Source organism: Sphingopyxis solisilvae, assembly GCF_015475875.1.
Lineage (GTDB): Bacteria > Pseudomonadota > Alphaproteobacteria > Sphingomonadales > Sphingomonadaceae > Sphingopyxis > Sphingopyxis solisilvae.
The window spans coordinates 17032-39056 of the sequence record NZ_JADKYM010000007.1 but is presented as its reverse complement, the minus strand read 5'-3'; the positions used below and the strand labels follow the sequence as shown (position 1 = coordinate 39056).

22 protein-coding genes are annotated in these 22025 nt (G+C 65.1%); 12 read left to right on the top strand and 10 right to left on the bottom strand.

What is annotated here, in order from left to right; translation table 11 throughout:
* The first annotated feature begins 52 nt into the window (after positions 1-52).
* The 5 genes from IR187_RS06740 to IR187_RS06720 all read left to right on the top strand — a co-directional run bounded on the left by IR187_RS06740 (position 53) and on the right by IR187_RS06720 (position 5319).
* Entirely contained in the window at positions 53-625 is a 573-nt protein-coding gene (locus IR187_RS06740; RefSeq protein WP_194953838.1) for a Pycsar system effector family protein, read from the top strand.
* Positions 626-825: 200 nt separating this feature from the next.
* Positions 826-2259 (top strand): MATE family efflux transporter, encoded by a 1434-nt coding sequence (locus tag IR187_RS06735; RefSeq protein WP_194953837.1) that lies wholly within the window; start codon positions 826-828, stop codon positions 2257-2259.
* A 134-nt stretch (positions 2260-2393) separates the two neighbouring features.
* Positions 2394-2681 (top strand): co-chaperone GroES, encoded by a 288-nt coding sequence (gene groES, locus IR187_RS06730; protein WP_011540765.1) that lies wholly within the window; start codon positions 2394-2396, stop codon positions 2679-2681.
* 63 nt (positions 2682-2744) lie between these two features.
* On the top strand, positions 2745-4388 hold the full coding sequence (gene groL / locus IR187_RS06725) for a chaperonin GroEL (protein WP_194953836.1): 1644 nt from the start codon (positions 2745-2747) through the stop codon (positions 4386-4388).
* Positions 4389-4557: 169 nt separating this feature from the next.
* Positions 4558-5319 (top strand): glutaminyl-peptide cyclotransferase, encoded by a 762-nt coding sequence (locus tag IR187_RS06720; RefSeq protein WP_228765604.1) that lies wholly within the window; start codon positions 4558-4560, stop codon positions 5317-5319.
* 143 nt (positions 5320-5462) lie between these two features.
* Here IR187_RS06720 and IR187_RS06715 read toward each other — a convergent pair whose 3' ends face one another.
* The 4 genes from IR187_RS06715 to IR187_RS06700 form a co-directional block, all read right to left on the bottom strand.
* Positions 5463-6143, bottom strand: coding sequence for a DJ-1/PfpI family protein (locus IR187_RS06715; RefSeq protein ID WP_194953834.1), 681 nt, complete (start codon positions 6141-6143; stop codon positions 5463-5465).
* Positions 6140-6349 (bottom strand): hypothetical protein, encoded by a 210-nt coding sequence (locus tag IR187_RS06710; protein WP_194953833.1) that lies wholly within the window; start codon positions 6347-6349, stop codon positions 6140-6142. The genes IR187_RS06715 and IR187_RS06710 overlap by 4 nt, the downstream gene beginning before the upstream one ends.
* Before the next feature lie 75 nt (positions 6350-6424).
* Positions 6425-6721 (bottom strand): entericidin EcnAB, encoded by a 297-nt coding sequence (locus IR187_RS06705; protein WP_194953832.1) that lies wholly within the window; start codon positions 6719-6721, stop codon positions 6425-6427.
* 173 nt (positions 6722-6894) lie between these two features.
* The gene (locus IR187_RS06700; RefSeq protein WP_194953831.1) at positions 6895-7200 is read right to left on the bottom strand and encodes a hypothetical protein; all 306 of its coding nucleotides are present in this window, start codon (positions 7198-7200) and stop codon (positions 6895-6897) included.
* 229 nt (positions 7201-7429) lie between these two features.
* Between IR187_RS06700 and IR187_RS06695 the strand changes: the two genes are divergently transcribed.
* From IR187_RS06695 to IR187_RS06675, 5 genes are all read left to right on the top strand, one after another.
* Entirely contained in the window at positions 7430-8422 is a 993-nt protein-coding gene (locus IR187_RS06695; protein WP_194953830.1) for an ArsR/SmtB family transcription factor, read from the top strand.
* Positions 8419-9357 carry a methylenetetrahydrofolate reductase gene (gene metF / locus IR187_RS06690; protein ID WP_194953829.1) on the top strand — a complete coding sequence of 313 codons (939 nt, stop codon included), beginning with the start codon at positions 8419-8421 and terminating at the stop codon, positions 9355-9357. The genes IR187_RS06695 and metF overlap by 4 nt, the downstream gene beginning before the upstream one ends.
* Positions 9354-10418 (top strand): homocysteine S-methyltransferase family protein, encoded by a 1065-nt coding sequence (locus tag IR187_RS06685; protein WP_194953828.1) that lies wholly within the window; start codon positions 9354-9356, stop codon positions 10416-10418. The genes metF and IR187_RS06685 overlap by 4 nt, the downstream gene beginning before the upstream one ends.
* A 212-nt stretch (positions 10419-10630) precedes the next feature.
* Entirely contained in the window at positions 10631-13255 is a 2625-nt protein-coding gene (metH, locus tag IR187_RS06680; RefSeq protein WP_194953827.1) for a methionine synthase, read from the top strand.
* 118 nt (positions 13256-13373) lie between these two features.
* Positions 13374-14327: a right-handed parallel beta-helix repeat-containing protein gene (locus IR187_RS06675; RefSeq protein WP_194953826.1), complete on the top strand. Its 954-nt coding sequence runs from the start codon at positions 13374-13376 to the stop codon at positions 14325-14327.
* Positions 14328-14363: 36 nt separating this feature from the next.
* Here the strand turns inward: IR187_RS06675 and IR187_RS06670 are convergent, their stop codons facing one another.
* From IR187_RS06670 to IR187_RS06650, 5 genes are all read right to left on the bottom strand, one after another.
* Entirely contained in the window at positions 14364-14870 is a 507-nt protein-coding gene (locus IR187_RS06670) for a type III secretion system chaperone family protein (protein WP_194953825.1), read from the bottom strand.
* Positions 14871-15009: 139 nt separating this feature from the next.
* Entirely contained in the window at positions 15010-15303 is a 294-nt protein-coding gene (locus IR187_RS06665; RefSeq protein ID WP_194953824.1) for an accessory factor UbiK family protein, read from the bottom strand.
* A gap of 36 nt (positions 15304-15339) precedes the next feature.
* Positions 15340-15891 carry a TspO/MBR family protein gene (locus tag IR187_RS06660; RefSeq protein WP_194953823.1) on the bottom strand — a complete coding sequence of 184 codons (552 nt, stop codon included), beginning with the start codon at positions 15889-15891 and terminating at the stop codon, positions 15340-15342.
* 61 nt (positions 15892-15952) lie between these two features.
* The gene (locus IR187_RS06655) at positions 15953-16693 is read right to left on the bottom strand and encodes a TlyA family RNA methyltransferase (protein WP_194953822.1); all 741 of its coding nucleotides are present in this window, start codon (positions 16691-16693) and stop codon (positions 15953-15955) included.
* 94 nt (positions 16694-16787) lie between these two features.
* Positions 16788-18854, bottom strand: a complete 2067-nt coding sequence (locus tag IR187_RS06650; protein ID WP_194953821.1) for a protein-disulfide reductase DsbD family protein — start codon at positions 18852-18854, stop codon at positions 16788-16790.
* A 92-nt stretch (positions 18855-18946) separates the two neighbouring features.
* On the opposite strand from IR187_RS06650, the gene IR187_RS06645 reads away from it, so the two are divergent.
* Together IR187_RS06645 and proC are read left to right on the top strand one after the other, a co-directional pair.
* A complete protein-coding gene (locus tag IR187_RS06645; RefSeq protein ID WP_194953820.1) occupies positions 18947-20626 on the top strand; it encodes an alkaline phosphatase family protein in 1680 nt (559 codons plus the stop codon).
* Positions 20627-20642: 16 nt separating this feature from the next.
* Positions 20643-21473: a pyrroline-5-carboxylate reductase gene (gene proC / locus IR187_RS06640; protein WP_194953819.1), complete on the top strand. Its 831-nt coding sequence runs from the start codon at positions 20643-20645 to the stop codon at positions 21471-21473.
* Here the strand turns inward: proC and IR187_RS06635 are convergent.
* Positions 21470-21982, bottom strand: coding sequence for a MarR family winged helix-turn-helix transcriptional regulator (locus IR187_RS06635; RefSeq protein ID WP_194953818.1), 513 nt, complete (start codon positions 21980-21982; stop codon positions 21470-21472). The genes proC and IR187_RS06635 overlap by 4 nt on opposite strands.
* Positions 21983-22025: the final 43 nt, after the last annotated feature.

Genomic DNA, 22025 nt, shown 5'->3' with positions numbered 1-22025 from the left:
TGGCGGCACTTCATGGCATCGCGGTGACGGGTCGCTGACAGGGGGAGACACCATGGACAGCGAAAACGCATCGACACCGACGCCGCCGCCTGCGGTGTCTTTTCCGCCGAACGCGGTGCATCTGGTGCGCACCAACCAGCAACTGACGATGCAGCTGTCGCAGATGGCCGACCAAAAGGCGTCGATCCTGATGGGCGCGACGTTCGTCGTGTTCACGCTTGCGGTGGGACAGGCGCGCGCCGGGGCAGGGGCGCTCGCGATGCCGCTGACGATCCTTGCGACCTTTTCCTTCCTGTCGGCGCTGCTCGCGGTGTCGGCGGTCCTCCCGCGCGTCGGCAAGGCGCCGCCGATCGTCTATAAGGACGGCAAGGATCACAGTAACATCCTGTTCTTCGGACGCTTCGCCCAGATGGAGGAGGATGAGTTCATCGACGCGGTCAAGGCGCGGCTGCGGACCGAGGAGGATCTGTACGAAACGATGCTGCGCGACACCTATCAGAACGGCATTGTGCTGGCGCGGCGCAAATATCGCTATCTGGCCTATGCGTATCGGTTGTTCGTCGTCGGGCTGACGCTGACCTTCGGGGCGTTTGCGTTCGAGATGGTGGAGATGTGGCGGGGGTGAGATAGTTTCGTCATTGCGAGGAGCGAAGCGACGCGGCAATCCAGAGCCGTTGCGTAAACCGCTCTGGATTGCTTCGCTTCGCTCGCAATGACGACTTGCTTGGCACCTCTGTTGCCTTTTTGCCACCCCCGCCCCCGAAAATCCCGCCCATCACTACCCGTGATTGAACCGCCGGACCGCCGGGCCTATCCGGTCCGGCCATGTTGCAGCAGACGACGGTCTCGACCGCGGAAAAACCGCAAGAATGGCGCGCCGAATTTCGCGCGACGCTGGCGCTCGCCTGGCCGCTGATCCTGACCAACCTGACCATGTCGCTGATCGGCGCGACCGACGTGCTGATGGTAGGCTGGCTCGGGCCGACGCAGCTGGCGGCATCGTCGCTGGGGTTCAATCTGTCGATGTTGCTTGCCATTTTCGGCATGGGTCTGGTGACCGGCGCATCGCCGCTGATGGCCAGCGAGATCGGGCGTCGCGCCCATTCGGTGCGCGATATCCGCCGCACTTTTCGCCAGGCGCTCTGGCTCGTCGCGATGCTTTCGGTGCCGATGCTGCTCATCCTGTGGAACACCGGCGCGATCCTGCTCCTGCTCGGGCAGGACGCCGGGCTCGCGGCGCTCGCGCAGGATTATATCCGCGCCTATATGTGGTCGATCCCGCTGTTTCTGGCGACGCTCGTCTTTCGCAACTTTCTTGCTGCGCTCGAACGCCCGATGTGGTCGCTGGTCGTCGGTGTCGTCGGTGTGCTCGGCAACATCCTGTTCAATTACGCGCTGATCTTCGGCCATTTCGGGATGCCCGCGCTCGGCGTCGTCGGCGCCGGGGTCGGCAGCGTGCTCACCAATGCGATGATGCTGATGCTGATGATTATCGTCGTCTATCGCCATCGCCGTTTCCGGCGCTATCATTTGCTTGGCCGTTGGTGGCGCAGCGACTGGCCGCGCTTTTTCCAGATGACGCGCATCGGCACGCCGATCGCGGTCAGCCACGCGTTCGAGGCAGGCGTTTTTTCCGCCGCGGTCGTGCTGATGGGCTGGATCTCCACCGCTGCGGTCGCGGCACACGCCGTCGCGCTGCAACTTGCCTCGCTGACCTTCATGGTGCCGATGGGACTGGCACAGGCGGCGACGGTGCGTGTCGGCATTGGCCATGGCCGCGGCGATGCCGCGCATATCCGCCGTGCTGGTTGGACCAGCTTTGCCATGGGGACAGGTTTCATGGCGCTGATGGCGCTGCTGATGCTGGCGATCCCCGGCACGCTCACCGGCTTTTTCATCGACCGCAGCAACCCCGCCAATGCCGAAGTCGCCGAACTGGCGGTCAGCTTCCTGATCGTCGCCGCGCTGTTCCAGATCGCCGACGGGGCGCAGGTCGTGGGTGCCGGAATGTTGCGCGGCCTGCACGACACGTTCGTGCCGATGCTGTTCGCGCTGTTCGGTTATTGGGTGATCGGCATCGGCGTCGGCGCCTGGCTGGCGTTCGAGCGCGACTGGGGCGGCGTCGGCATCTGGACCGGCCTGGCGACGGGGCTCGGCATCGTCGCGGTGCTGATGCTCACCCGCTGGATGCAGCGCGCGCGGCTGGGCTTGCTGCCCGTTGCGGCGCCCTTGCGGCAGGGCGCTTCACTCCCCATCTGAGATTTATGATCGCGGGGGAAAAATTTCCGCGCGCCTGTCTTGACGCTGGCACAAGCCCCTCCCATATGGCCGCTGTTAGCACTCGCACCTTGTGAGTGCTAAGCGACATCCATTGCACTTCTGGAGGGAAATCCATGCAATTTCGTCCGCTGCACGACCGCGTGCTCGTCCGCCGTATCGAAGCCGAAGAAAAGACGGCTGGCGGCATCATCATTCCCGACACCGCCAAGGAAAAGCCGCAGGAAGGCGAAGTCGTCTCGGTCGGCACCGGCGCCCGCGCCGATGACGGCAAAGTGACCCCGCTCGACGTCAAGGCTGGCGATCGCATCCTGTTCGGCAAATGGTCGGGCACCGAAGTCAAGGTCGACGGCGAAGAGCTGTTGATCATGAAGGAATCGGACATCCTCGGCGTCATCGCCTGAGCGATTTCATCGAATCGAGAGTGAAGTTGCGCAGTTTCCTGCGCCTTTGAAAGGAACAAGCACATGGCTGCTAAAGACGTCAAATTCTCGCGCGACGCGCGCGAACGCATTCTGAAGGGTGTCGACACCCTTGCCGACGCGGTGAAGGTCACCCTCGGCCCCAAGGGCCGCAACGTCGTGATCGACAAGAGCTTCGGCGCGCCCCGCATCACCAAGGACGGCGTCACCGTCGCCAAAGAAATCGAACTGAAGGACAAGTTCGAAAACATGGGCGCCCAGATGCTGCGCGAAGTCGCATCGAAGGCGAACGACAAGGCCGGCGACGGCACCACCACCGCGACCGTTCTCGCCCAGGCGATCGTGCGCGAAGGCATGAAGTCGGTTGCCGCCGGCATGAACCCGATGGACCTGAAGCGCGGTATCGACCTCGCGGTCACCAAGGTCGTCGAAACGATCAAGGCGCAGTCGAAGCCCGTCTCGGGCACCGCTGAAATCGCCCAGGTCGGCATCATCTCGGCCAATGGCGACACCGAAGTCGGCGAAAAGATCGCCGAAGCGATGGAAAAGGTCGGCAAGGAAGGCGTGATCACCGTCGAGGAAGCGAAGGGCCTCGATTTCGAGCTCGACGTCGTCGAGGGTATGCAGTTCGACCGTGGTTACCTGTCGCCCTACTTCATCACCAACCCGGAAAAGATGCTCGTCGAGCTGTCGGATCCGTACATCCTGATCTTCGAAAAGAAGCTGTCGAACCTCCAGTCGATGCTGCCGATCCTCGAAGCCGTGGTCCAGTCGGGTCGTCCGCTGCTGATCATCGCCGAAGACATCGAAGGCGAAGCGCTGGCGACGCTGGTGGTCAACCGCCTGCGCGGCGGCCTGAAGGTCGCGGCCGTCAAGGCGCCGGGCTTCGGCGATCGCCGCAAGGCGATGCTGCAGGACATCGCGATCCTGACCAAGGGCGAAATGATCAGCGAAGATCTGGGCATCAAGCTCGAATCGGTCACGCTGAACATGCTCGGCCAGGCCAAGCGCGTCACGATCGACAAGGACAACACCACCATCGTCGATGGTGCTGGCGACCATGATGCGATCAAGGGCCGCGTCGAACAGATCCGTGCGCAGATCGAAACGACGACCAGCGATTACGACAAGGAAAAGCTGCAGGAACGTCTGGCGAAGCTCGCTGGCGGCGTTGCGGTCATCAAGGTCGGCGGCGCTTCGGAAGTCGAAGTGAAGGAACGCAAGGACCGCGTCGACGACGCGCTCCACGCGACCCGCGCTGCGGTCGAAGAAGGCATCGTCCCCGGCGGCGGCACGGCGCTTCTCTATGCGACCAAGGCGCTGGCCGGCATGTCGGGGGTCAACGAAGACCAGACCCGCGGCATCGACATCATCCGTCGTGCGCTGCAGGCTCCGGTCCGCCAGATCGCCGAAAACGCCGGCTTTGACGGCGGCGTCGTTGCGGGCAAGCTGTTCGACCAGAACGACAGCAACTTCGGCTTCAACGCTTCGACCGACGTCTATGAAGACCTGGTCAAGGCGGGTGTCATCGACCCGACCAAGGTCGTGCGCACCGCGCTGCAGGATGCTGCCTCGGTCGCCGGTCTGTTGATCACCACCGAAGCCGGCATTGCCGAAACGCCCGAAGACAAGCCCGCCATGCCCATGGGCGGCGGCGGCATGGGCGGCATGGGCGGCATGGACTTCTAAGTCCAAGCCGTTCGGCGCTCAGCCAACAGAAATCGGGCCGGGGGAGCAATCCTCCGGCCCTTTTTCGTTTCACCGCGTCCGCCTTGTGATGGCAAAGGGTCCGGCAGGACAGGCTCGGAGCGGTGGGACATTGCCGGTTAAGGCGATGCGGCATAGCTAGGGAGCAATGATGTTTGTCTTCGCCCTCGCGCTGTTCGCTGAACCCGCCGTTGCTGCGCCCGCGCCGCAACCTATCGAGCGCTGCGGCTATCGTATCGTCCAGACCTATCCGCACGACGCGACCAGCTTTACCCAGGGGCTGTTCTGGGACGGCGGCCATCTCTACGAATCCACCGGCCAATATGGCCGCTCGCGCGTCGCGCAGATCGACCTGAAGACCGGCAAGGCGCTGGCGCAAACGAAATTGCCATACGACCAGTTCGGCGAAGGCATTACCCGCTGGGGCGACCAGATCATCGGCGTCACCTGGCAGGGCGGGGTCGGCCATCGCTGGCGGATAAAGGATCTGAAGCCTGTCGGCACTTTTCGTTACGCCGGCGAGGGGTGGGGCGTCACCATGGTCGGCGACAGTCTGGTGCTCAGCGACGGGACGTCAGAGCTGCGCTTTTTCGATCCCGCCACAATGGCCGAACAGCGCCGCGTGACCGTTCGTTTCGGCAGCCGTCCATTGGCGATGATCAACGAGCTGGAGACGATCGACGGCGAGATCTGGGCCAATGTCTGGATGACCGACATGATCGTGCGGATCGACCCGGCAAGCGGCGCGATCCGCGCGTGGGTCGACCTGTCGGGGCTCAAGGAGGATGCTGGTGCGACCGGCCATGACAGCGTGCTCAACGGGATCGCTTGGGACAGCGACAGAAAACGATTGTTCGTGACCGGCAAATACTGGCCGAAACTTTACGAGATTGCGCTCGCAGATTGCGGCTAGCAAAAGATCCTCCCTGTGGCGAAGCCATGGGGAGGGGGACCGTCCGCGAAGCGGATGGTGGAGGGGCTTTGCGAGGGTCGTGCTAACGCCCCTCCGTCAGCGCTTCGCGCTGCCACCTCCCCATCGCTGCGCGACAGGGAGGATCATATCTGACGCCCCAACGCCTGCTCCATCCGCGCCGCTGCCGCATCATAAACGCGCGCTTTCAACCCAGCAGTGACCGCCTCCGGTGCGCGGTCGGGATGGCCACCGGCAAAGGGCGGCGCCGGATCATATTCGATTGCCAGCTGGATCGCCTGCGCCACCGCATCGCCCTGCATCCGCGCGATCAGGGTCAGCGCGAAATCGAGCCCCGAAGTCACCCCGCCGCTGGTGACGACACGCCCGTCCTCGACGACCCGCGCGGCTTCGTGCACGGCGCCGACAAGCGGGAGCAGATGGGTATAGCCCCAGTGCGTCGTCGCCCGCTTGCCCTCGAGCAGTCCCGCGCGGCCGAGCAGGAAGGCGCCGGTACATACGCTCGTCACCCACGCGGCGCCTGCGGCTTGCCGGGCAATGAAATCGATCGTTGCGGCGTCATGCAGGGCGTCGGCGACGCCGTGGCCGCCCGGAATGCAGAGAATGTCGGCTTGCGGCGCCGACGCGAAGTCATGCGTCGGCACGATCGAAAAGCCGCTGTCGGTGGCGATCGCGTCGGCGGTCTTTGCCGCTCCGACCAGTTTTGCGCCCGGCATCCGGCAAAATGCCTGGGCAGGCGCGGTGAAGTCGAGCTGGGTGATGCCCGGAAACAGCAGAAAGACGATATGGGTCGAACGATCGGTCATTCGGATCTTTCCTTGCCGGACGTTTTTTCCCCGGCGCCCGCATCGCCGACTGCCGCCGCACCGCCGCGGCTTTCCAGCATTTCGGCGGCATCGTCGAGCGCCTTGGCTTCGCTGACGGTAACCCCGCCGGGACCAGGCTCGTTGTCGGTCCGGCTGCATGCGGCCAGCAGCAGTATGGCGACGAGGGTGTAACCGGTACGGCGCATCTCATTCTCCAGCAAAAAAGGGCTCCATCCTTGCGGACGGAGCCCTTGATACCGGCCCGAAGGCAAGCCTGCGACTTACTTCTTGTCGTTGGCTTCGGCCTTCGCGGTTTCTTCTTTGATCTTGTCGCCCGCGGCGGCGGCGGCGTCGCCTGCGGCGTTCACGGTGCCTTCGACAGCATTGCCGGCATCGGCAGCAGCTTCGGCGGTCGCGTCGGCGGCGTCGGCAGCGCCTTCGGCCATGGCGTCGCCGGCGGCAGCCGCGTCGTCGGCCATCGCGTCAGCGGTTTCACCGGCGGCGTCCTGGGTCTTTTCCGAGCAGGCGGTCAGGCTGAAGGCCGCAGCGGCCATCGAAGCGATAAGAATCTTGCGCATGGGTTATTCCTTTCGAAAACAATGACCGGGCGACCGGTCATGGCGTCAGAGGGTTAGCGGCGGATCGGGGGCTTTGCAACAGCGCTGCGGACCCCTGTCCCAAAAGGACAAAGGGGCCGTCGGCGAACCGACGACCCCCTTGACTGTTTTCGGCAAAAAAGCCGGAAAGAAGCTTATTTCTTGGCTTCTTCCATCGCGCCCTTGGCAGCGTCGGCAGCTTCCTGGGCAGCAGCCGAAGCTTCGGCGGCCTTGTCGGTTGCGGTCGCGGCATCGCCGGCAGCCGCAGCGTCGGCGGCACCATCGGCCGCCGCAGCAGCGTCGGCAGCGCCTTCGGCTGCTTCCATCGCGCCATCAGCAGCGCCCTCGACGGTCGCGGCGTCTTCGGTGGTCGCGGCGGTGTCGTCGGCAGCCTTTTCACCGCAAGCGGCGAGGCCCATCGACGCGGCAAGGACGAGCGACAGAGTGATTGATTTTTTCATGTGGGAAACCCCTCTCGATTTGAACTGATCGACCGGCACAGGAACTGATCGATCTCCGATCATGCCAATCGCAGCGAGATTTACGCCTTCGCAAAAAACCGCGCAACGCGGTTTTTTAAAGGCTCCTCCATGTTTTGACTCAATCGGCCGATGCGGGCGCCGCTCGCCGCGGAAATAGGCGCCTGTTGCGCAGTTGACCACATATAAAGAAAGCTTTATATCTTTCGCGATGAGCGAGCTGATCGATATCTTCCGCGCCTTGGCCGATCCGACACGCCTGCGAGTCGTGGCGCTGCTTCGCGAGATGGAACTGGCGATCGGCGAGCTCGCGGTCGTGCTCGACCAAAGCCAGCCGCGCGTTTCGCGCCACGTCCGTATCCTCGCTGAAGCGGGAATTGTCGAGCGCCGCCGCGAAGGCAGCTGGGTGTTTCTGCGGATCGTCGGCGAAGGCCCGGTGGCCGAGGTGATCGGGCAAGCCGACAAATGGCCTTTTTCGGCGCGCGAGGCGCTGGTCATTGCGCATGACGCGCGGCGTCTGGCGGCGGTGCGTCAGGAACGCGCGGCGGCGGCGGAACGCTATTTTGCCGAACATGCCGCCGAATGGGATGCTATTCGCTCGCGCCATGTCGCCGAAAGCGAGGTCGAGGCGGCGATGCTGGCGATGATGCACAACCGCCGTCTTGGCCATCTGCTCGACATCGGCACCGGCACCGGCCGGATGGCGGAGATATTCGCGCCAACTGCGCGACGTATCACCGCGCTTGACCGCAGCCCCGAAATGCTGCGCATCGCCCGTACCAAACTGGCGGGGCAGTTGGTGCCGGTTGATCTGGTGCAGGGCGATTTCCTGAACTTGCCGGTCGCCGATGCCAGTGTCGACACCATCGTCATCCATCAGGCGCTGCATTTTGCGCACGAACCTGACCGGGTGATTGCCGAGGCGAGCCGGGTGCTGCGCGGTGGCGGCCATTTGCTGATCGTCGATTTTGCGCCGCACGAGGACGAGGCGCTGCGCGATCTGGCCGCGCACGCCAGGCTCGGCTTTTCGGACGCGCAGATTCGCGGCTGGTTCGCCTCGGCCGGTCTGTTGCTCGAAAATACCCGGACGCTCGAAGGCGGCGAACTGGCGGTCAAGCTGTGGCTCGGCCGCCGTCGCAGCGACGAAGATCAATCGCCGGTCGCCCCCGATGGCGACGGCCAACCCAAAAGGCTCGCGGCATGACGTCGAACTTGAACTCGCTGGCGGAGGCGCGCCGCGCCGCGGCATCGCCGCTGTTCGCCAATCTGGACGGTGACATCGGCGTGAGCTTTGAATTCTTCCCGCCCAAGACCGAAAAGATGGAAGCGCAGCTGTGGGACACGTTCCGCGCGCTGGAACCGCTGGCGCCGCGTTTCGTGTCGGTCACTTATGGTGCCGGCGGCTCGACGCGCGAGCGTACGCATGCCACCGTGGCCCGCATCGCCGCGGAAAGCGCCGTGGCGCCTGCGGCGCACCTGACCTGCGTCGAAGCATCGCGCGCCGAAATCAACGAAGTGGCGGAGGCTTATTGGGCGGCCGGAGTACGCCATATCGTCGCCCTGCGCGGCGACATGCCGGGCGGCGCGCCGTATCGCGCGCACCCCGACGGCTATGCCAACGCGGTCGAACTGGTCGCCGGACTCAAGCGAATCGCACCGTTCGACATTTCGGTCGCCGCCTATCCCGAAACGCACCCCGACGCCGATTGTCCGCAGGCCGATCTCGACAATCTCAAGCGCAAGCTCGACGCGGGGGCGAACCGCGCGATCACCCAGTTTTTCTTCGCGCCCGACAGCTTCCTGCGCTTTCGTGACGCGGCAGCGGCGGCAGGGATCGACGCCCCGATCATCCCCGGTATCCTGCCCGTTTCGAACGTGTCGCAGACGCGGCGCATGGCCGACATGTGCGGCACCGCGATCCCGGCGTGGATGGTGTCGCTGTTCGACGGGCTCGACGATCTTCCCGGCGCGCGCCAACTGGTCGCCGCGACCGTCGCCGCCGAAATGTGCCGCCGCCTCTATGCAGGCGGCGTGCGCGATTTCCACTTCTACACCCTGAACCGCGCCGAACTCAGCTATGCCATCTGTCATCTGCTGGGGCTGCGGCCGGTATCGCCCGCGAAGGATCAGGCCGCATGACGCTTAACTCGACCGAGGGTGCACGTGAAGCATTGCTGGCCGCAGCGAAGGAGCGCATCCTGCTCACCGACGGCGGCTGGGGAACGCAGATCCAGGACCGCAAACTGGGCGAGGCCGACTATGCGGGTTCGCTGGGTCTGACGCACGACCAAAAGGGTAATAATGACATCCTCGCGCTGACCCGCCCCGATATCGTTGCGGCGATCGGCGAGGCCTATCTGGCGGCCGGATCCGACATCGTGTCGACCAATACCTTCAGCGCCAACCGGATCAGCCAGGCCGATTATGGCGCCGAACATCTCGTCGCCGACATCAACCATGAAAGCGCGCGATTGGGGCGCGCGACGGCGATCAAATATGAAGGCATCGACGGTCGCCGCCGCTTCGTGGCCGGCGCGGTCGGGCCGACGAACAAGACGCTGTCGCTGTCGCCCGACGTCAACAATCCCGGCTTTCGCGAAATTGATTTCGACGAGCTGAAGGATGTCTATCTGGAACAGGTCGTCGCGCTGGCCGAGGGCGGTGCCGATTTCATCCTGATCGAAACGATCTTCGACACGCTGAATGCCAAGGCGGGGATCGCTGCGACACTGGAAGCAGAGGCAAAGGTCGGGCGCGAATTGCCGCTGATGATCTCGATGACGCTCACCGACCTCAGCGGCCGCAACCTGTCGGGGCACACCGTCGAGGCCTTCTGGTATGCGGTGCGCCACGCCAAACCGCTGACCATCGGGCTCAACTGCTCGTTCGGCGCCGCGCAGCTGCGCCCGCATGTGAAAGTGCTGTCGGACATCGCCGATGCGCTGGTCATGGTCTACCCCAATGCCGGGCTGCCCAACGAACTCGGCGAATATGACGAGCTGCCCGAAACGACGGCGGAACTGGTCCGCGAATGGGCCGATCATGGCCAGGTCAACATCCTCGGCGGCTGCTGCGGTTCGACCCCCGCGCATATCGCCGCGATGGCGAAGGCGGTTGAAGGATTGCCGCCGCGGCACATTCCAGAAGTGCCGGTGCGAACGCGGCTGGCCGGGCTGGAGCCATTTACGATGGCGGCTTGATTGATCCTCCCCGCTCGCGGGGAGGTGGCAGCGCGCAGCGCTGACGGAGGGGGTTCTCGGTCAGCAGCCAAGCTTTTTGACGAGAACCCCCTCCACCACCGCTTCGCGGGTGCACGGTTCGATTGTGCCCCCCGGGCACAATCTTGGCTTGCCGGGGGCAAGCCAACCCGTACACCCCCCTCCCCACAAGTGGGGAGGATTTTGGATAAACGATGACCGAAACCACCGCCTCCGCCACCAATTTCGTCAACATCGGCGAACGCACCAACGTCACGGGCTCCGCGGCGTTCAAAAAGCTCATCCTTGCCGACGATTACGCCGCGGCGGTCGAAGTCGCGCGCCAGCAGGTCGAAAATGGCGCGCAGGTCATTGACGTCAATATGGACGAAGGCCTGCTCGACGCCGAATATGCGATGACGACCTTTCTGAAACTCATCGCCGCCGAACCCGACATTGCGCGGGTGCCGGTGATGATCGACAGCTCGAAATGGTCGGTGATCGAGGCCGGCCTCAAATGCGTTCCGGGCAAGCCGATCGTCAATTCGATCAGCATGAAGGAGGGCGAGGAGCAGTTCCTCGACCATGCGAAAAAGTGCATGGCCTATGGCGCCGCCGTCGTCGTGATGGCGTTCGACGAGGTCGGACAGGCCGACACGAAAGAGCGCAAGATCGAGATTTGCGAGCGCGCCTACAAGCTGCTCATGACGATCGGCTTTCCGCCCGAGGACATCATCTTCGACCCCAATATCTTCGCGGTCGCGACGGGGCTGGAGGAGCATGACAATTATGCGGTCGATTTCATCGAAGCGGTGAAGATCATCCGGGTTCGCTGCCCGCATGTCCATTTTTCGGGCGGGCTGTCGAACCTGTCCTTTGGTTTCCGCGGCAATGAGACGGTGCGCCGCGCGATGCACAGCGTGTTCCTCTATCACGCGATCCCCGCCGGGCTCGACATGGCGATCGTCAACGCAGGCCAACTCGACGTTTACGACACGATCGATCCCGAACTCAGGACCGCGTGCGAGGATGTGATCCTCAACCGCAAAGTCCCCGGCGAAGAGCTCAGCCCGACCGAGCGGCTGATTGCGCTCGCCGAACGCTACAAGGGCACCACCGCCGCGCAGGAAAAAGCCGCCGAGGAATGGCGCGGCTGGGAGGTCGCCAAACGCCTCGAACATGCGCTGGTCAAGGGCATCGACGCCTATATCGTCGACGATACCGAGGAGATGCGGCAGCAGATGGACCGCCCGATCGAGGTGATCGAAGGCCCGCTGATGGACGGCATGAACGTCGTCGGCGACCTGTTCGGGTCGGGCAAGATGTTCCTGCCGCAGGTGGTCAAATCGGCGCGCGTGATGAAAAAGGCGGTCGCGCACCTGCTCCCCTTTATCGAAGCGGCGAAGGAGCCGGGCGCGAAGGGCAAGGGCAAGGTCGTGATGGCGACCGTCAAGGGCGACGTCCACGACATCGGCAAGAATATCGTCGGCGTCGTGCTGCAATGTAACGGCTTCGAGATCGTCGACCTCGGTGTGATGGTGCCGTGGAGCAAGATCCTCGAAGCCGCGAACGAGAATGACGCCGACATGATCGGGCTCAGCGGCCTGATCACCCCTTCGCTCGACGAGATGGTGACGGTCGCCGAGGAAATGCAGCGCGCGGGCATGACGATGCCGCTGCTGATCGGCGGCGCGACGACGTCAAAGGTCCACACCGCGCTCCGTATCGATCCCGCCTATCAGGGGCCGGTGCTCCACGTCCTCGACGCCAGCCGTGCGGTCGGCGTTGCCACCGCGCTCGTCAGCGACACCGGGCGCGACGCCTATGTTACGGGCTACAAGGACGACTATGCCCATATCCGCGACGTGCGCGCGGGCAAGGGGCAGAGCGTCCTCCACACCCTCGAGGAGGCGCGCGCCAATTATTACGACGCCTATTTGAGCGACAAGCCCGCGCCGCCGCTCCAGCCGGGGCTGCACCGCTTCGACGACTGGTCGCTCGACGATTTGCGCGAGTGTATCGACTGGACGCCTTTCTTTCGCGCGTGGGAATTGCACGGCACCTGGCCGTCGATCATGGACGACGAAGTTGTCGGCGAGACCGCGGTGGCGCTCAAGGCCGACGCCGATGCGATGCTCGACCAGCTGATCGCCGAAAAATGGCTGACCGCGCGCGGCGTCTGCGCCTTCTGGCCCTGCGCGCGCGATGGCGACGACGTCACCATCCACCTTGCCGACGAGGAACGCCATGTCACGCTCCCCTTCCTGCGCCAGCAGATCAAGAAAAGCCGCGACCGCGCCAATATGTGCCTTGCCGATTTCATCGACCCGGCGGGCGACTGGATTGGCGGCTTCGCGGTCGGCATCCATGGCATCGAGCCGCATTCCGAACACTTCCGTGCCGACAAGGACGATTATTCGGACATTCTGCTCAAAGCGCTCGCCGACCGTTTCGCCGAGGCCTTTGCCGAGCGGCTGCACCAGCATGTCCGCACAACGCTCTGGGGCTATGCGCCCGGCGAACAACTGACCAACGAGGCGCTGATCAAGGAAGAATATCGCGGCATCCGCCCGGCGCCCGGCTACCCCGCGTGCCCCGATCACAGCCTGAAGCCGATCCTGTTCGACCTGCTTCAGGCCGAGGAGAATGCCGGGCTGGTCCTGACCGAAAGTTTCGCGATGTTGCCGACCGCGGCGGTCAGCGGCTTCTATTTCGGCCACCCCGAAAGCCAGTATTTCGGCGTCGCCCGCATCGGCAGCGACCAGCTGGAAGATTATGCGCGCCGCCGCGGCGTCGATCTGGAAACCGCAACCCGCTGGCTGCGGCCCAATCTGGATTGAGGACTTCGCCGGGGCGACGAGTTAACTTGCCCACTCGTTACTGTCCGACAACAGGACACGCTTTGGATTAACCAGCTTCGCCCACGACTGGCGACCTAAAAACCGCTATAGCCCACCCATGCTCAAGCCCCTTTTCCGTCGGCCCCTGTTGCCGCTGCTCGCCCTGCCGCTGCTCTTCGCCCCGGCACCGCTGCCCGCGCAGACCGGCGGCGCGCCCTACAGCGTCGATGGCCGCGGTTTCAACCGCTTGCAGGACGCCGTCGATGCCATCGGCGAAGGCGAGGGGACGATCCGCATCGCGCCCGGCTATCACCGCGACTGCGCCGTGCAGACGGCGGGCCGCATCGCCTTTGTCGCCGCCGAACCCGGCCGCGCGGTGTTTGACGGGGTGACGTGCGAGGGCAAGGCGGCGCTGGTGCTGCGCGGCGCGGGCGCCCGGGTCAACGGGTTGGTGTTCCAGAATATGCGCGTCCCCGACGGCAATGGCGCGGGGATCCGCCTCGAAACCAGCAACCTCGACATCGTCAACGCGATGTTCCGTAACAGCGAACAAGGTATTTTGACCGCCGACGATCCCGCCGCCACGCTGACCATCGACCGCTCGACCTTCTCGCGTCTCGGCCGCTGCGACCGCGGCCTCAGCTGCGCGCACAGCGTTTACACGGGCATATATGGCCGGGTCGTCGTCACGCGGACCCGCTTCGAAAAGGGCAGCGGCGGCCATTATCTGAAAACCCGGGCGATCACCGTCGACATCAACGACAATAGTTTCGACGACACGCAGGGCACCGGCACCAATTATATGATCGATCTGCCGTCGGGGTCGGTCGGCCAGATCGCGAACAATCTGCTCATTCAGGGGCGCGACAAGGAAAATTATTCGGCGCTGATCGCGGTCGCCGCCGAGGAGCGCAAGAACCCGTCGCGCGGCCTGTCGATCACCGGCAATCGCGCCAGTCTGCCTGCGGGTATGGATCGCCGGTCGGTGTTTGTCGCCGACTGGAGCGGCGAGGCGCTGGCGATCGGGGCGAACGAACTGGGGGCGGGGCTGGCGCGGTTCGAGAAAAGATAACGCACCCTCTCGACACGAACGGATCGGGGGTGAGCGTTAAGCCTCCCCGCGCGTTTCAATGAGCGACGCCGCCAGCGCCTCGGCGGGCGATTTGCCGCCCCACAGCACGAACTGGAACACCGGGTAAAAGCGCTCGCATTCGTCGATTGCGGTTTCGATCAGCGTTTCGGCCAGGTCGAGCGGCAGCGACGCATCGCTGCCCAGCAACATGCCGTGGCGGAACAGGATCGTGCCGCTGTTCGACCAGAGCTCGAAATGGCCCAGCCACAATTGTTCGTTGATCAGCGCCAGCGCCTCATGCGCGACGGCGCGCTTTTCCTCGACCACGCGGATGTCGGGAAAGGCGAGCAACTGGATCACGCCATCGTCGGCGCGCCACACCGCGCGCAGTTCGTAGGTCGTCCAGCTGCCCTGCGCGGTCGCGACGATCTCGTCCTCGCCAACCATTTCGTGCGGCCAGTCGTGCGCGGCGAAATAGGACGCCAGCATGTCCATCGGCGCGGCGTCCTGGCCGTCTTCGTCGTCGTAAATATCGTCACTCATAGGGGCGCTTTAGCGGGTGTTTCGCGCCGTAGCGAGTCCGTACAGCTCACCAACAAACCGTCAACCCGGCGGAGGCCGGCGTCTCGCCGTTGCGTGATGATGCTCAGTCGAGATCCCGGCCTGCGCCGGGATGACGAAATCAGGGCTTGGGCTTCTGCGCCGGTTTCGCAGCAGCGGGCTTCGCCGCAGGCTTCGCTCCGCCTTCCAGCTTGTCGAGCCGCGCTTTCAACGCCTCGGTCTCGGCGCGCGCCGTCGCGGCCATCTGCTTCACCGCTTCAAATTCTTCGCGGCTGACGAAATCCATCCGGCCGACCCATTCCTTGGCGCGCTCGCGCATCGCGGCTTCGGCCTCGCGGCCGGCGCCGGCAACGGTTCCGGCAACGCCGTTCACCATCTTGGCCAGATCGTCGAAAAAGCGGTTTTCGCTCTGCATCTCAAAATTCCTTCGTGGGCGTTCGATCCCTTGCCGTTACCCTATCTGGGTGCTCGCGGCCGCGGGGACAAGGGTTTCGGCGTCGGGATTGCGCTGATCGATCTGAAAATTCAGGATCGCGGCAAAGCTGAGCCATACCATATAGGGGACCAGCAGCCACGCCGCCGCCTTGCGGATCGGCGCAAAGGCAAAGGCAGTCGCGATCGTCATCAGCAGGATGAAGATGATCAGGTACAGTGCGCTCGTCACCTGATTTTGCCCGAAAAACAGCGGCGACCAGGCAAAGTTGGCGATCAGCTGGACAAAGAACAAGGTCAGCGCCAGCCCGCGTCCCTTGGCGCCGCGCGCGTGCAGGATCATCGCCAGCGCCAGCCCGAGCATGATATAGAGGATCGGCCACACGACCCCGAACACCCACCCGGGCGGCGTAATCGCAGGCAGGTCGAGCGAGGCGAACCAGCGATTGCCGTAACCGCTGTTCGACAGCACGCCCATCAGGCTGCCGATCAGGACGATCGCGGGGACGGTGACCAGCGCCCAGCGCAGGTACGACATTCGAAGCTGGCCCGGTGTAGCGATCTCGGTCATGCACATGGTCCTTTACGCGGGAAGCGGTTGTTTAGAGGTGTCGCGGCGGGCGGGGCTGGCGTCAAGCGGCAGCTTTGATTGCGGCGATCAGAAATTCGACATTACCCTCCGGCCCGGTGATCGGGCTTTCGACCGTTTCAACGACCGTCCAGCCATTCTGTTCCAGCCAATCGCGCACATCCCTGCACACCCGCGCGTGGACCGCGGCATCGCGCACGACCCCCTTCTTGCCGACCTCGTGCCGTTCGGCCTCGAATTGCGGCTTGATCAGCGCGACGATGCGCGCGCCGGGCTTGGCGAACGACATCGGCACCGGCAGCACCTTGGACAGCGCGATAAAGCTCGCGTCGCACACGATCAGGTCGATGGGTTCTGGAATATGCGCGGGCGTCAGGATGCGCGCGCTCGTCTGTTCGTGGACGATGACGCGGTCGTTCTGCCGCAGCTTCCACGCCAGCTGGTTGGTGCCCGAATCCACCGCATAAACCCGCGCCGCGCCGCGGCTGAGCAGCACGTCGGTAAAGCCGCCGGTCGACGACCCGACGTCGATCGCGACCGCGCCCGTCACGTCCCAGCCGAGATGCGTCAGCGCATGGTCGAGCTTGACCCCGCCGCGCGACACCCACGGATGGTCGCGGCCCTTGACGCTGATGTCGGCGTCGTCCGCCACCTGCTGCCCCGCCTTGTCGATCTTGCGGTCGCCGACAAAGGCCAGCCCCGCGAGGATCAGCGCCTGCGCCCGCGTCCGGCTTTCGGCGAGGCCGCGGTCGACGAGCAACTGGTCGGCGCGGATCTTGGCCATAATTCCCTCCGTCATTGCGAGCGGAGCGAAGCAATCCAGAGTAGCGTAAACCGCTCTGGATTGCTTCGCTCCGCTCGCAATGACGAACCTGATGTCATTTCGTTTCCGCCAAATCTGTCAGCATCCCCGGCGTCAGGATCTGCGGCAGGATTTCAGGCTTCGCTGCACCCGGCGCGTACCACAGATACAGCGGCACGCTGTTGCGGCCATGTTCGGCCAGCGTCCGGGTGATGACCGGATCGCCGTTGGTCCAGTCGCCGACCAGCGTGACGACACCCGCCGCGTCAAACGCGTCCTGCACCGCCTCTCGGTTGATCGCGCCCGCCTCGTTCGCCTTGCACGACAGGCACCAGTCGGCAGTGAAATAGACGAACACCGGCTTGCCGGTCGCGCGCGCTTTGGTCAGCGCATCGGGCGAGAAGGTCGAGCCGCTCGCCGCAGTCGCGCGTTCGGTGTCGGCAACTTCCGTGACGGTGCCGCCAAGGCCAACAACGAAAAGCAGTCCGGCCGTGATCAGCAACCACGACCGCCGGTCACCGCGCTGCATCGCGCCATAATGGGTGAGCAGCACCAGCGCCATGGCGACCGCGACGATCGGCCAGATCAGCTGCGACCCGCTGCCGAGTTGCCGCCACAGCAGCCAGCCGAGCGCGAGCGCGGTCAACCCCATCGGCAGCGCCATCCATTTACGGAACCGGTCCATCCACGGCCCCGGCTTGGGCAGCCGGTTTCTCAGCGCCGGGACGAACCCGACCGCAAGGAAGGGAAGGGCGAGGCCCAGCCCCAGCCCGCCAAAGATCGGCAGCGCCGCCCATGCAGGTAGCACTAGCGTCGCGCCCAACGCCGCGCCGAGCAGCGGCCCGCTGCACGGCGTCGCAACAAAGGCGGCGAGTGCGCCGGTCCAGAAACCGCCCGCTGCGCCCTCCTTGCCCGCCAGCGCCTGTCCGCCGCCGAACGACGGCAGCTCATAGGTACCGAGCAGGTTGAGCGTGATCGCAATCGCGAGGATCAGCAGCGCCAGCACGCTGACCGGATGCTGCAACTGAAACGCCCAGCCGACCTGCTCCCCCGCCGCGCGCAGCGCCAGCAGCGCGGCGCCGAGCAGCAGCGCGGTGACGATTGCGCCCGCGGTGTAGGCGAGCGCCTCGATCTTCGCCGACCGCGCATCGCCGCCCGAGCGGGCAAGGCTGAGTGCCTTGAGGCTGAGGATCGGGAAGACGCAGGGCATCAGGTTCAGGATCAACCCGCCCAGGATTGCCCCGCCCAGCGCGGCCCAGAACAGCCCCATGTCGATCGCATCCGTCGGCCCCGCGATCGCCTCGCCCGCCGCCGGCACCGCGCCGGGTTCGAAGTTCACCGAAAGCCCGCGTCCGTCGCCTAGTTTCAGCAGCGCCGCGACCGGTCCGCTCGCCGTACCCTTGGCGCGTGTCTCGACGATGATGAAATCGCCGTTGCGGCTGAACGTCTGCGGCGCGACATAATCGACCAGATTTTGCGTCTCGGCGAACAGATAGGGTGCCTCTAGCGCCGATCCGGCGGGCAGCGGAATGGCAAAACGCACCATATCGCCGCGCCGATCCCAGCTTCCCTTGCGGTCGAGCGGCTGGGGCAACAGCGCGCGCCACGCGTCAAAGCGCGCCCGCGCCGCGGCGGGAACGGCGCCGTCGCCCGCTTTCAGCGTGACGGAAACAACGGCGCGCTCGGGCACGCACACCTTGTCGGTACAGGCGAGCCAGTTGGCGACCCCCGAAAGCGTCAGATCGGTTCCCTGCGCGACACTTTCGTCAACTTCCATTTCGGCAAGCAGCGCATAAGGATGCTCGTAAACATGGTTCATCATGCCAAACAGGATCAGCGGCTCGGGGACCGGATAACGCAGCGGCGCTACCGTCACGCCCTCCGGCAAGTTCCATTCCACCGACAGCCCGAACCCGGCATCGCCGCCATTGATCCAATAGCCGTGCCAGCCCTTGTCGGGGGTCATCGTCAGCGCCAGCGTCGTTGTGCCGCCAGGCGCCGGGGCGGTCGATTCGGCGACCAGCTGCGGCTGGATATGGATTGTTCGGGCCTTGGCAGGGCTGAGTGCGAGCAAGGCAAACGCCAGCAGCGCGAGCACCGAATGCCAAAGCGTTGTCACAAAAACGTCCTTGCCGCGATCCATGCCGGTTCCGCTGTCACCTGTCTCTCGAGGCTTGCCATATAGGCGGGTTTCGTCGAGAGGACAGCCCGCGCTGATACCCTTGTGCAACGGAGATGCCGCTCGTGACGCCGAACCTTCTCAAAATCGCCCTCGCCGCCACCCTCTGTATCGGCAGCGGCGGCGCCGTCCAGGCTCAGAATGCCGCACCTCAGGTGCAAAAGGTCACCGCCGCAACGCCCGCGCCCAAGCTGCTCGTGGTGATCGCGGTCGACCAGCTGTCGGCCGATCTCTACGCCGAATATCGCAGCCGGTTCGGCGGCGGTCTGGCGCGGCTCGGCAGCGGGGTGGTCTTTCCGTCGGGCTATCAGGCGCATGGCGCCACCGAAACCTGTCCCGGCCACTCGACCATTCTGACCGGCGGCCATCCGTCGCGCACCGGCATTGTCGCCAACAATTATTTCAACCTGGACGCGCCGCGCGACGACAAGCGCGTCTATTGCGCCGAGGACGAAACCGTTCCCGGCACCAGTTCGCGCAGCGGCCAATATGCGCCCTCGGTCGCCAAGCTGCTCGTCCCGACGCTTGGCGACCTGATGAAGGCGCGCGACCCGCGGGCGCAGGTCGTGTCGGTTGCCGGCAAGGATCGATCGGCGATCATGATGGCCGGGCACAAGGCCGACGAGGTCATGTGGCTCGCACCCGGCGGCCTCGCCACCTATCGCGGGACTGCGCTGTCGCCGGTGGCGCAGCAGGCGAGCACCGCGATTGCCGGCGCCATCGCCACCGCGCGCGGGCCGTTGACGTTGCCCGCCGAATGCGAACGGCAGGACATTGCGGTGGCGCTCGACGGCGGCAAGGGCAACGTCGGCACGGGGCGGATGGCGCGCGACGCCGGCGATTTCCGCCGCTTCCTCGCCTCGCCCGAAGCCGACGGCGCGGTTCTCGCGACCGCCGCGGCGCTGCGCCAGGCGCGCAAAATGGGCGAGGGCGATGCCACCGACCTGCTGATCGTCGGGTTGGCCGCGACCGACTATGTCGGCCACGGCACCGGCACCGAAGGCAGCGAGATGTGCCTGCAGATGGCGGGGCTCGACCGCGAGGTTGGCGATTTCCTGGCGCGCCTTGACGCGACCGGCATCGACTATGCAGTCGTGCTCACCGCCGACCATGGCGGTCACGACCTGCCCGAACGCAACCGTCAGAATGCCTGGCCCGACGCGCAGCGCGTCGATCGCGCGCTCGACCCCGAAGCGCTCGGCAAGGCGGTCGCCGAAAAGCTCGGCCTGCCCCAGCCGCTGATGTTGGGCGAGGGCGGCGACTATTATCTGTCCAAGTCGCTGACGGCAGCGCAGCGCAAGGCCGCGCTCGCCGAACTTCTCCCGCGCCTGCGCGCGCACCCGCAGGTGGAGGGCGTGGTGACGAAAGAAGAGCTCGCCGCGCACCCGGTGTCGAAGCGTCCGGCCGACGTCTGGACGCTGATGGACAAGCTGCGCGCGTCGTTTCATCCGGAGCGTTCGGGTGATTTCATCATCGCGCTCAAACCGCGGGTCACCCCGATTGCCGAACCGGGCGTCGGTTATGTCGCGACGCACGGATCGGTGTGGGATTATGACCGCCGCGTTCCGATCCTCTTCTGGCGCAAGGGGATGACCGGGTTCGAGCAACCCAATGCCGTGATGACGGTCGATATCATGCCGACGCTGGCGTCGCTGATCGGGCTGCCGGTCGATACGGCGACGATCGACGGCCGCTGCCTCGACCTGATCCCGGGACCGGAAACCAGCTGTCGTTAGAATTAGAAACAGGAATATGAACCAAGGTTTGCAAGATTTTTCGGGCCGTCTGCTGCTCGTCGGCTGCGGCAATATGGCGGGTGCGATGCTCGACCGCTGGCTGGCGGCCGGGCTGGACGGCGCCCGGGTGGCGATCGTCGATCCCTTTGCGGCGCCGCGCGACGGTGTCGTCCAATACGCGTCCCTCGCCGAATGGCAGGCCGCTGGGGGTGTCGCCGACTGGATCATGCTCGGCATGAAGCCGCAACAGCTGGGCGAGATCGCCGAAACGCTGGCGCCGCTGGCGACCGGGGACGTCCATTTGCTGTCGATCCTCGCGGGGGTGTCGCTCGCCGATCTCGCGGCACGGTTTTCCGGCGCGAGGGCGCATGTCCGCATCCTGCCCAATCTTGCCGCACGCATCGGCGCCGGGGTGACTGCGGTCGCGACCCTGGGGAACGTCGATCATGAAACAATCGCCGCGCTGCTCGACATACTGGGCCGGACGGTAACATTGCCCGATGATTCGACGATGGATCTGGTCACCGCCTTTACCGGGAGCGGTCCGGCGTTCGTGTTCCGGCTGATCGAATCTTATGCTGCGGCGGGCGAGCGACTTGGCCTGTCGGCGGAGGATGCGCTCGCGCTGGCCACGGCCACCTTTGGCGGCGCCACCGCGCTGCTTGCCGACAGCGGCGAAAAGCCCGGGACGCTCATCGCGCAGGTCGCCAGCAAGGGCGGCACAACGCAGGCCGGGCTCGACATACTCGACAGCGACGGACAGCTTGCCGCGCTGCTCACCAACGTCCTGCGGGCCGCGCGCGACCGCGGACGCGAACTGGCCGACCTGGCGCGCGGCGAGGGCTAGACCGCTTCCTTTCCCAGCGCCGCGATGCGCTTGCGGTCACGCACGGGGATCAGTGCCTCGCTGACGTGCCAGAATCCGGTCACCGCCTGCTGACCGGCGTGGGTATAGGCGCGGCTCATTGCGTCGCGCAGCAGCACGAAAATCGCCGCCTCGGCAGCCCGGCCGGCATCGGTCAGCCGCAGTTCCTTTTGCCGCCGGTCGCGATTGCCCGGGCGGGTCGTCAACATCGCGCGCGCTTCCAGTTCCTTCACGACGCGGCCGAGCGATTGTTTGGTGATCCCCAGCAGCGCGAGCAGGTCAGAGATCGTCAGCCCCGGCTGGCGCGCGATGAAATAGAGCGCGCGATAATGCGCGCGCCCCAATTGCTGTTCGGCCAGCTGTGCGTCGATCGACCGCCACAGCGATGCGTGGGCGAAAAACAGAAATTCGATGCCGCGGCGCACTTCGTCTTCGCGTAAGAAAAGAGCAGACGCAGCGGGGGTTTGCGAAAGAAAATTTTCCTCGGCCATGGTCACTACCGTTGCGCGCGCCGCCGGTCTTTGGCAAGAGGCG

Bases quoted from the DNA above. Each gene is read 5' to 3' on its own strand.
- IR187_RS06705 (WP_194953832.1), bottom strand. From the start codon at position 6,721: ATGCGCAAGATTCTTATCGCTTCGATGGCCGCTGCGGCCTTCAGCCTG.
- IR187_RS06655 (WP_194953822.1), bottom strand. From the start codon at position 16,693: ATGGCCAAGATCCGCGCCGACCAGTTGCTCGTCGACCGCGGCCTCGCC.
- IR187_RS06650 (WP_194953821.1), bottom strand. From the start codon at position 18,854: ATGGATCGCGGCAAGGACGTTTTTGTGACAACGCTTTGGCATTCGGTG.
- IR187_RS06695 (WP_194953830.1), top strand. From the start codon at position 7,430: ATGAGCGAGCTGATCGATATCTTCCGCGCCTTGGCCGATCCGACACGC.
- metF (WP_194953829.1), top strand. From the start codon at position 8,419: ATGACGTCGAACTTGAACTCGCTGGCGGAGGCGCGCCGCGCCGCGGCA.
- IR187_RS06700 (WP_194953831.1), bottom strand. From the start codon at position 7,200: ATGAAAAAATCAATCACTCTGTCGCTCGTCCTTGCCGCGTCGATGGGC.
- IR187_RS06665 (WP_194953824.1), bottom strand. From the start codon at position 15,303: ATGCAGAGCGAAAACCGCTTTTTCGACGATCTGGCCAAGATGGTGAAC.
- IR187_RS06715 (WP_194953834.1), bottom strand. From the start codon at position 6,143: ATGACCGATCGTTCGACCCATATCGTCTTTCTGCTGTTTCCGGGCATC.
- IR187_RS06720 (WP_228765604.1), top strand. From the start codon at position 4,558: ATGTTTGTCTTCGCCCTCGCGCTGTTCGCTGAACCCGCCGTTGCTGCG.
- IR187_RS06735 (WP_194953837.1), top strand. From the start codon at position 826: ATGTTGCAGCAGACGACGGTCTCGACCGCGGAAAAACCGCAAGAATGG.
- IR187_RS06675 (WP_194953826.1), top strand. From the start codon at position 13,374: ATGCTCAAGCCCCTTTTCCGTCGGCCCCTGTTGCCGCTGCTCGCCCTG.
- metH (WP_194953827.1), top strand. From the start codon at position 10,631: ATGACCGAAACCACCGCCTCCGCCACCAATTTCGTCAACATCGGCGAA.
- proC (WP_194953819.1), top strand. From the start codon at position 20,643: ATGAACCAAGGTTTGCAAGATTTTTCGGGCCGTCTGCTGCTCGTCGGC.
- groL (WP_194953836.1), top strand. From the start codon at position 2,745: ATGGCTGCTAAAGACGTCAAATTCTCGCGCGACGCGCGCGAACGCATT.
- groES (WP_011540765.1), top strand. From the start codon at position 2,394: ATGCAATTTCGTCCGCTGCACGACCGCGTGCTCGTCCGCCGTATCGAA.
- IR187_RS06635 (WP_194953818.1), bottom strand. From the start codon at position 21,982: ATGGCCGAGGAAAATTTTCTTTCGCAAACCCCCGCTGCGTCTGCTCTT.
- IR187_RS06740 (WP_194953838.1), top strand. From the start codon at position 53: ATGGACAGCGAAAACGCATCGACACCGACGCCGCCGCCTGCGGTGTCT.
- IR187_RS06685 (WP_194953828.1), top strand. From the start codon at position 9,354: ATGACGCTTAACTCGACCGAGGGTGCACGTGAAGCATTGCTGGCCGCA.
- IR187_RS06670 (WP_194953825.1), bottom strand. From the start codon at position 14,870: ATGAGTGACGATATTTACGACGACGAAGACGGCCAGGACGCCGCGCCG.
- IR187_RS06645 (WP_194953820.1), top strand. From the start codon at position 18,947: ATGCCGCTCGTGACGCCGAACCTTCTCAAAATCGCCCTCGCCGCCACC.
- IR187_RS06660 (WP_194953823.1), bottom strand. From the start codon at position 15,891: ATGACCGAGATCGCTACACCGGGCCAGCTTCGAATGTCGTACCTGCGC.
- IR187_RS06710 (WP_194953833.1), bottom strand. From the start codon at position 6,349: ATGCGCCGTACCGGTTACACCCTCGTCGCCATACTGCTGCTGGCCGCA.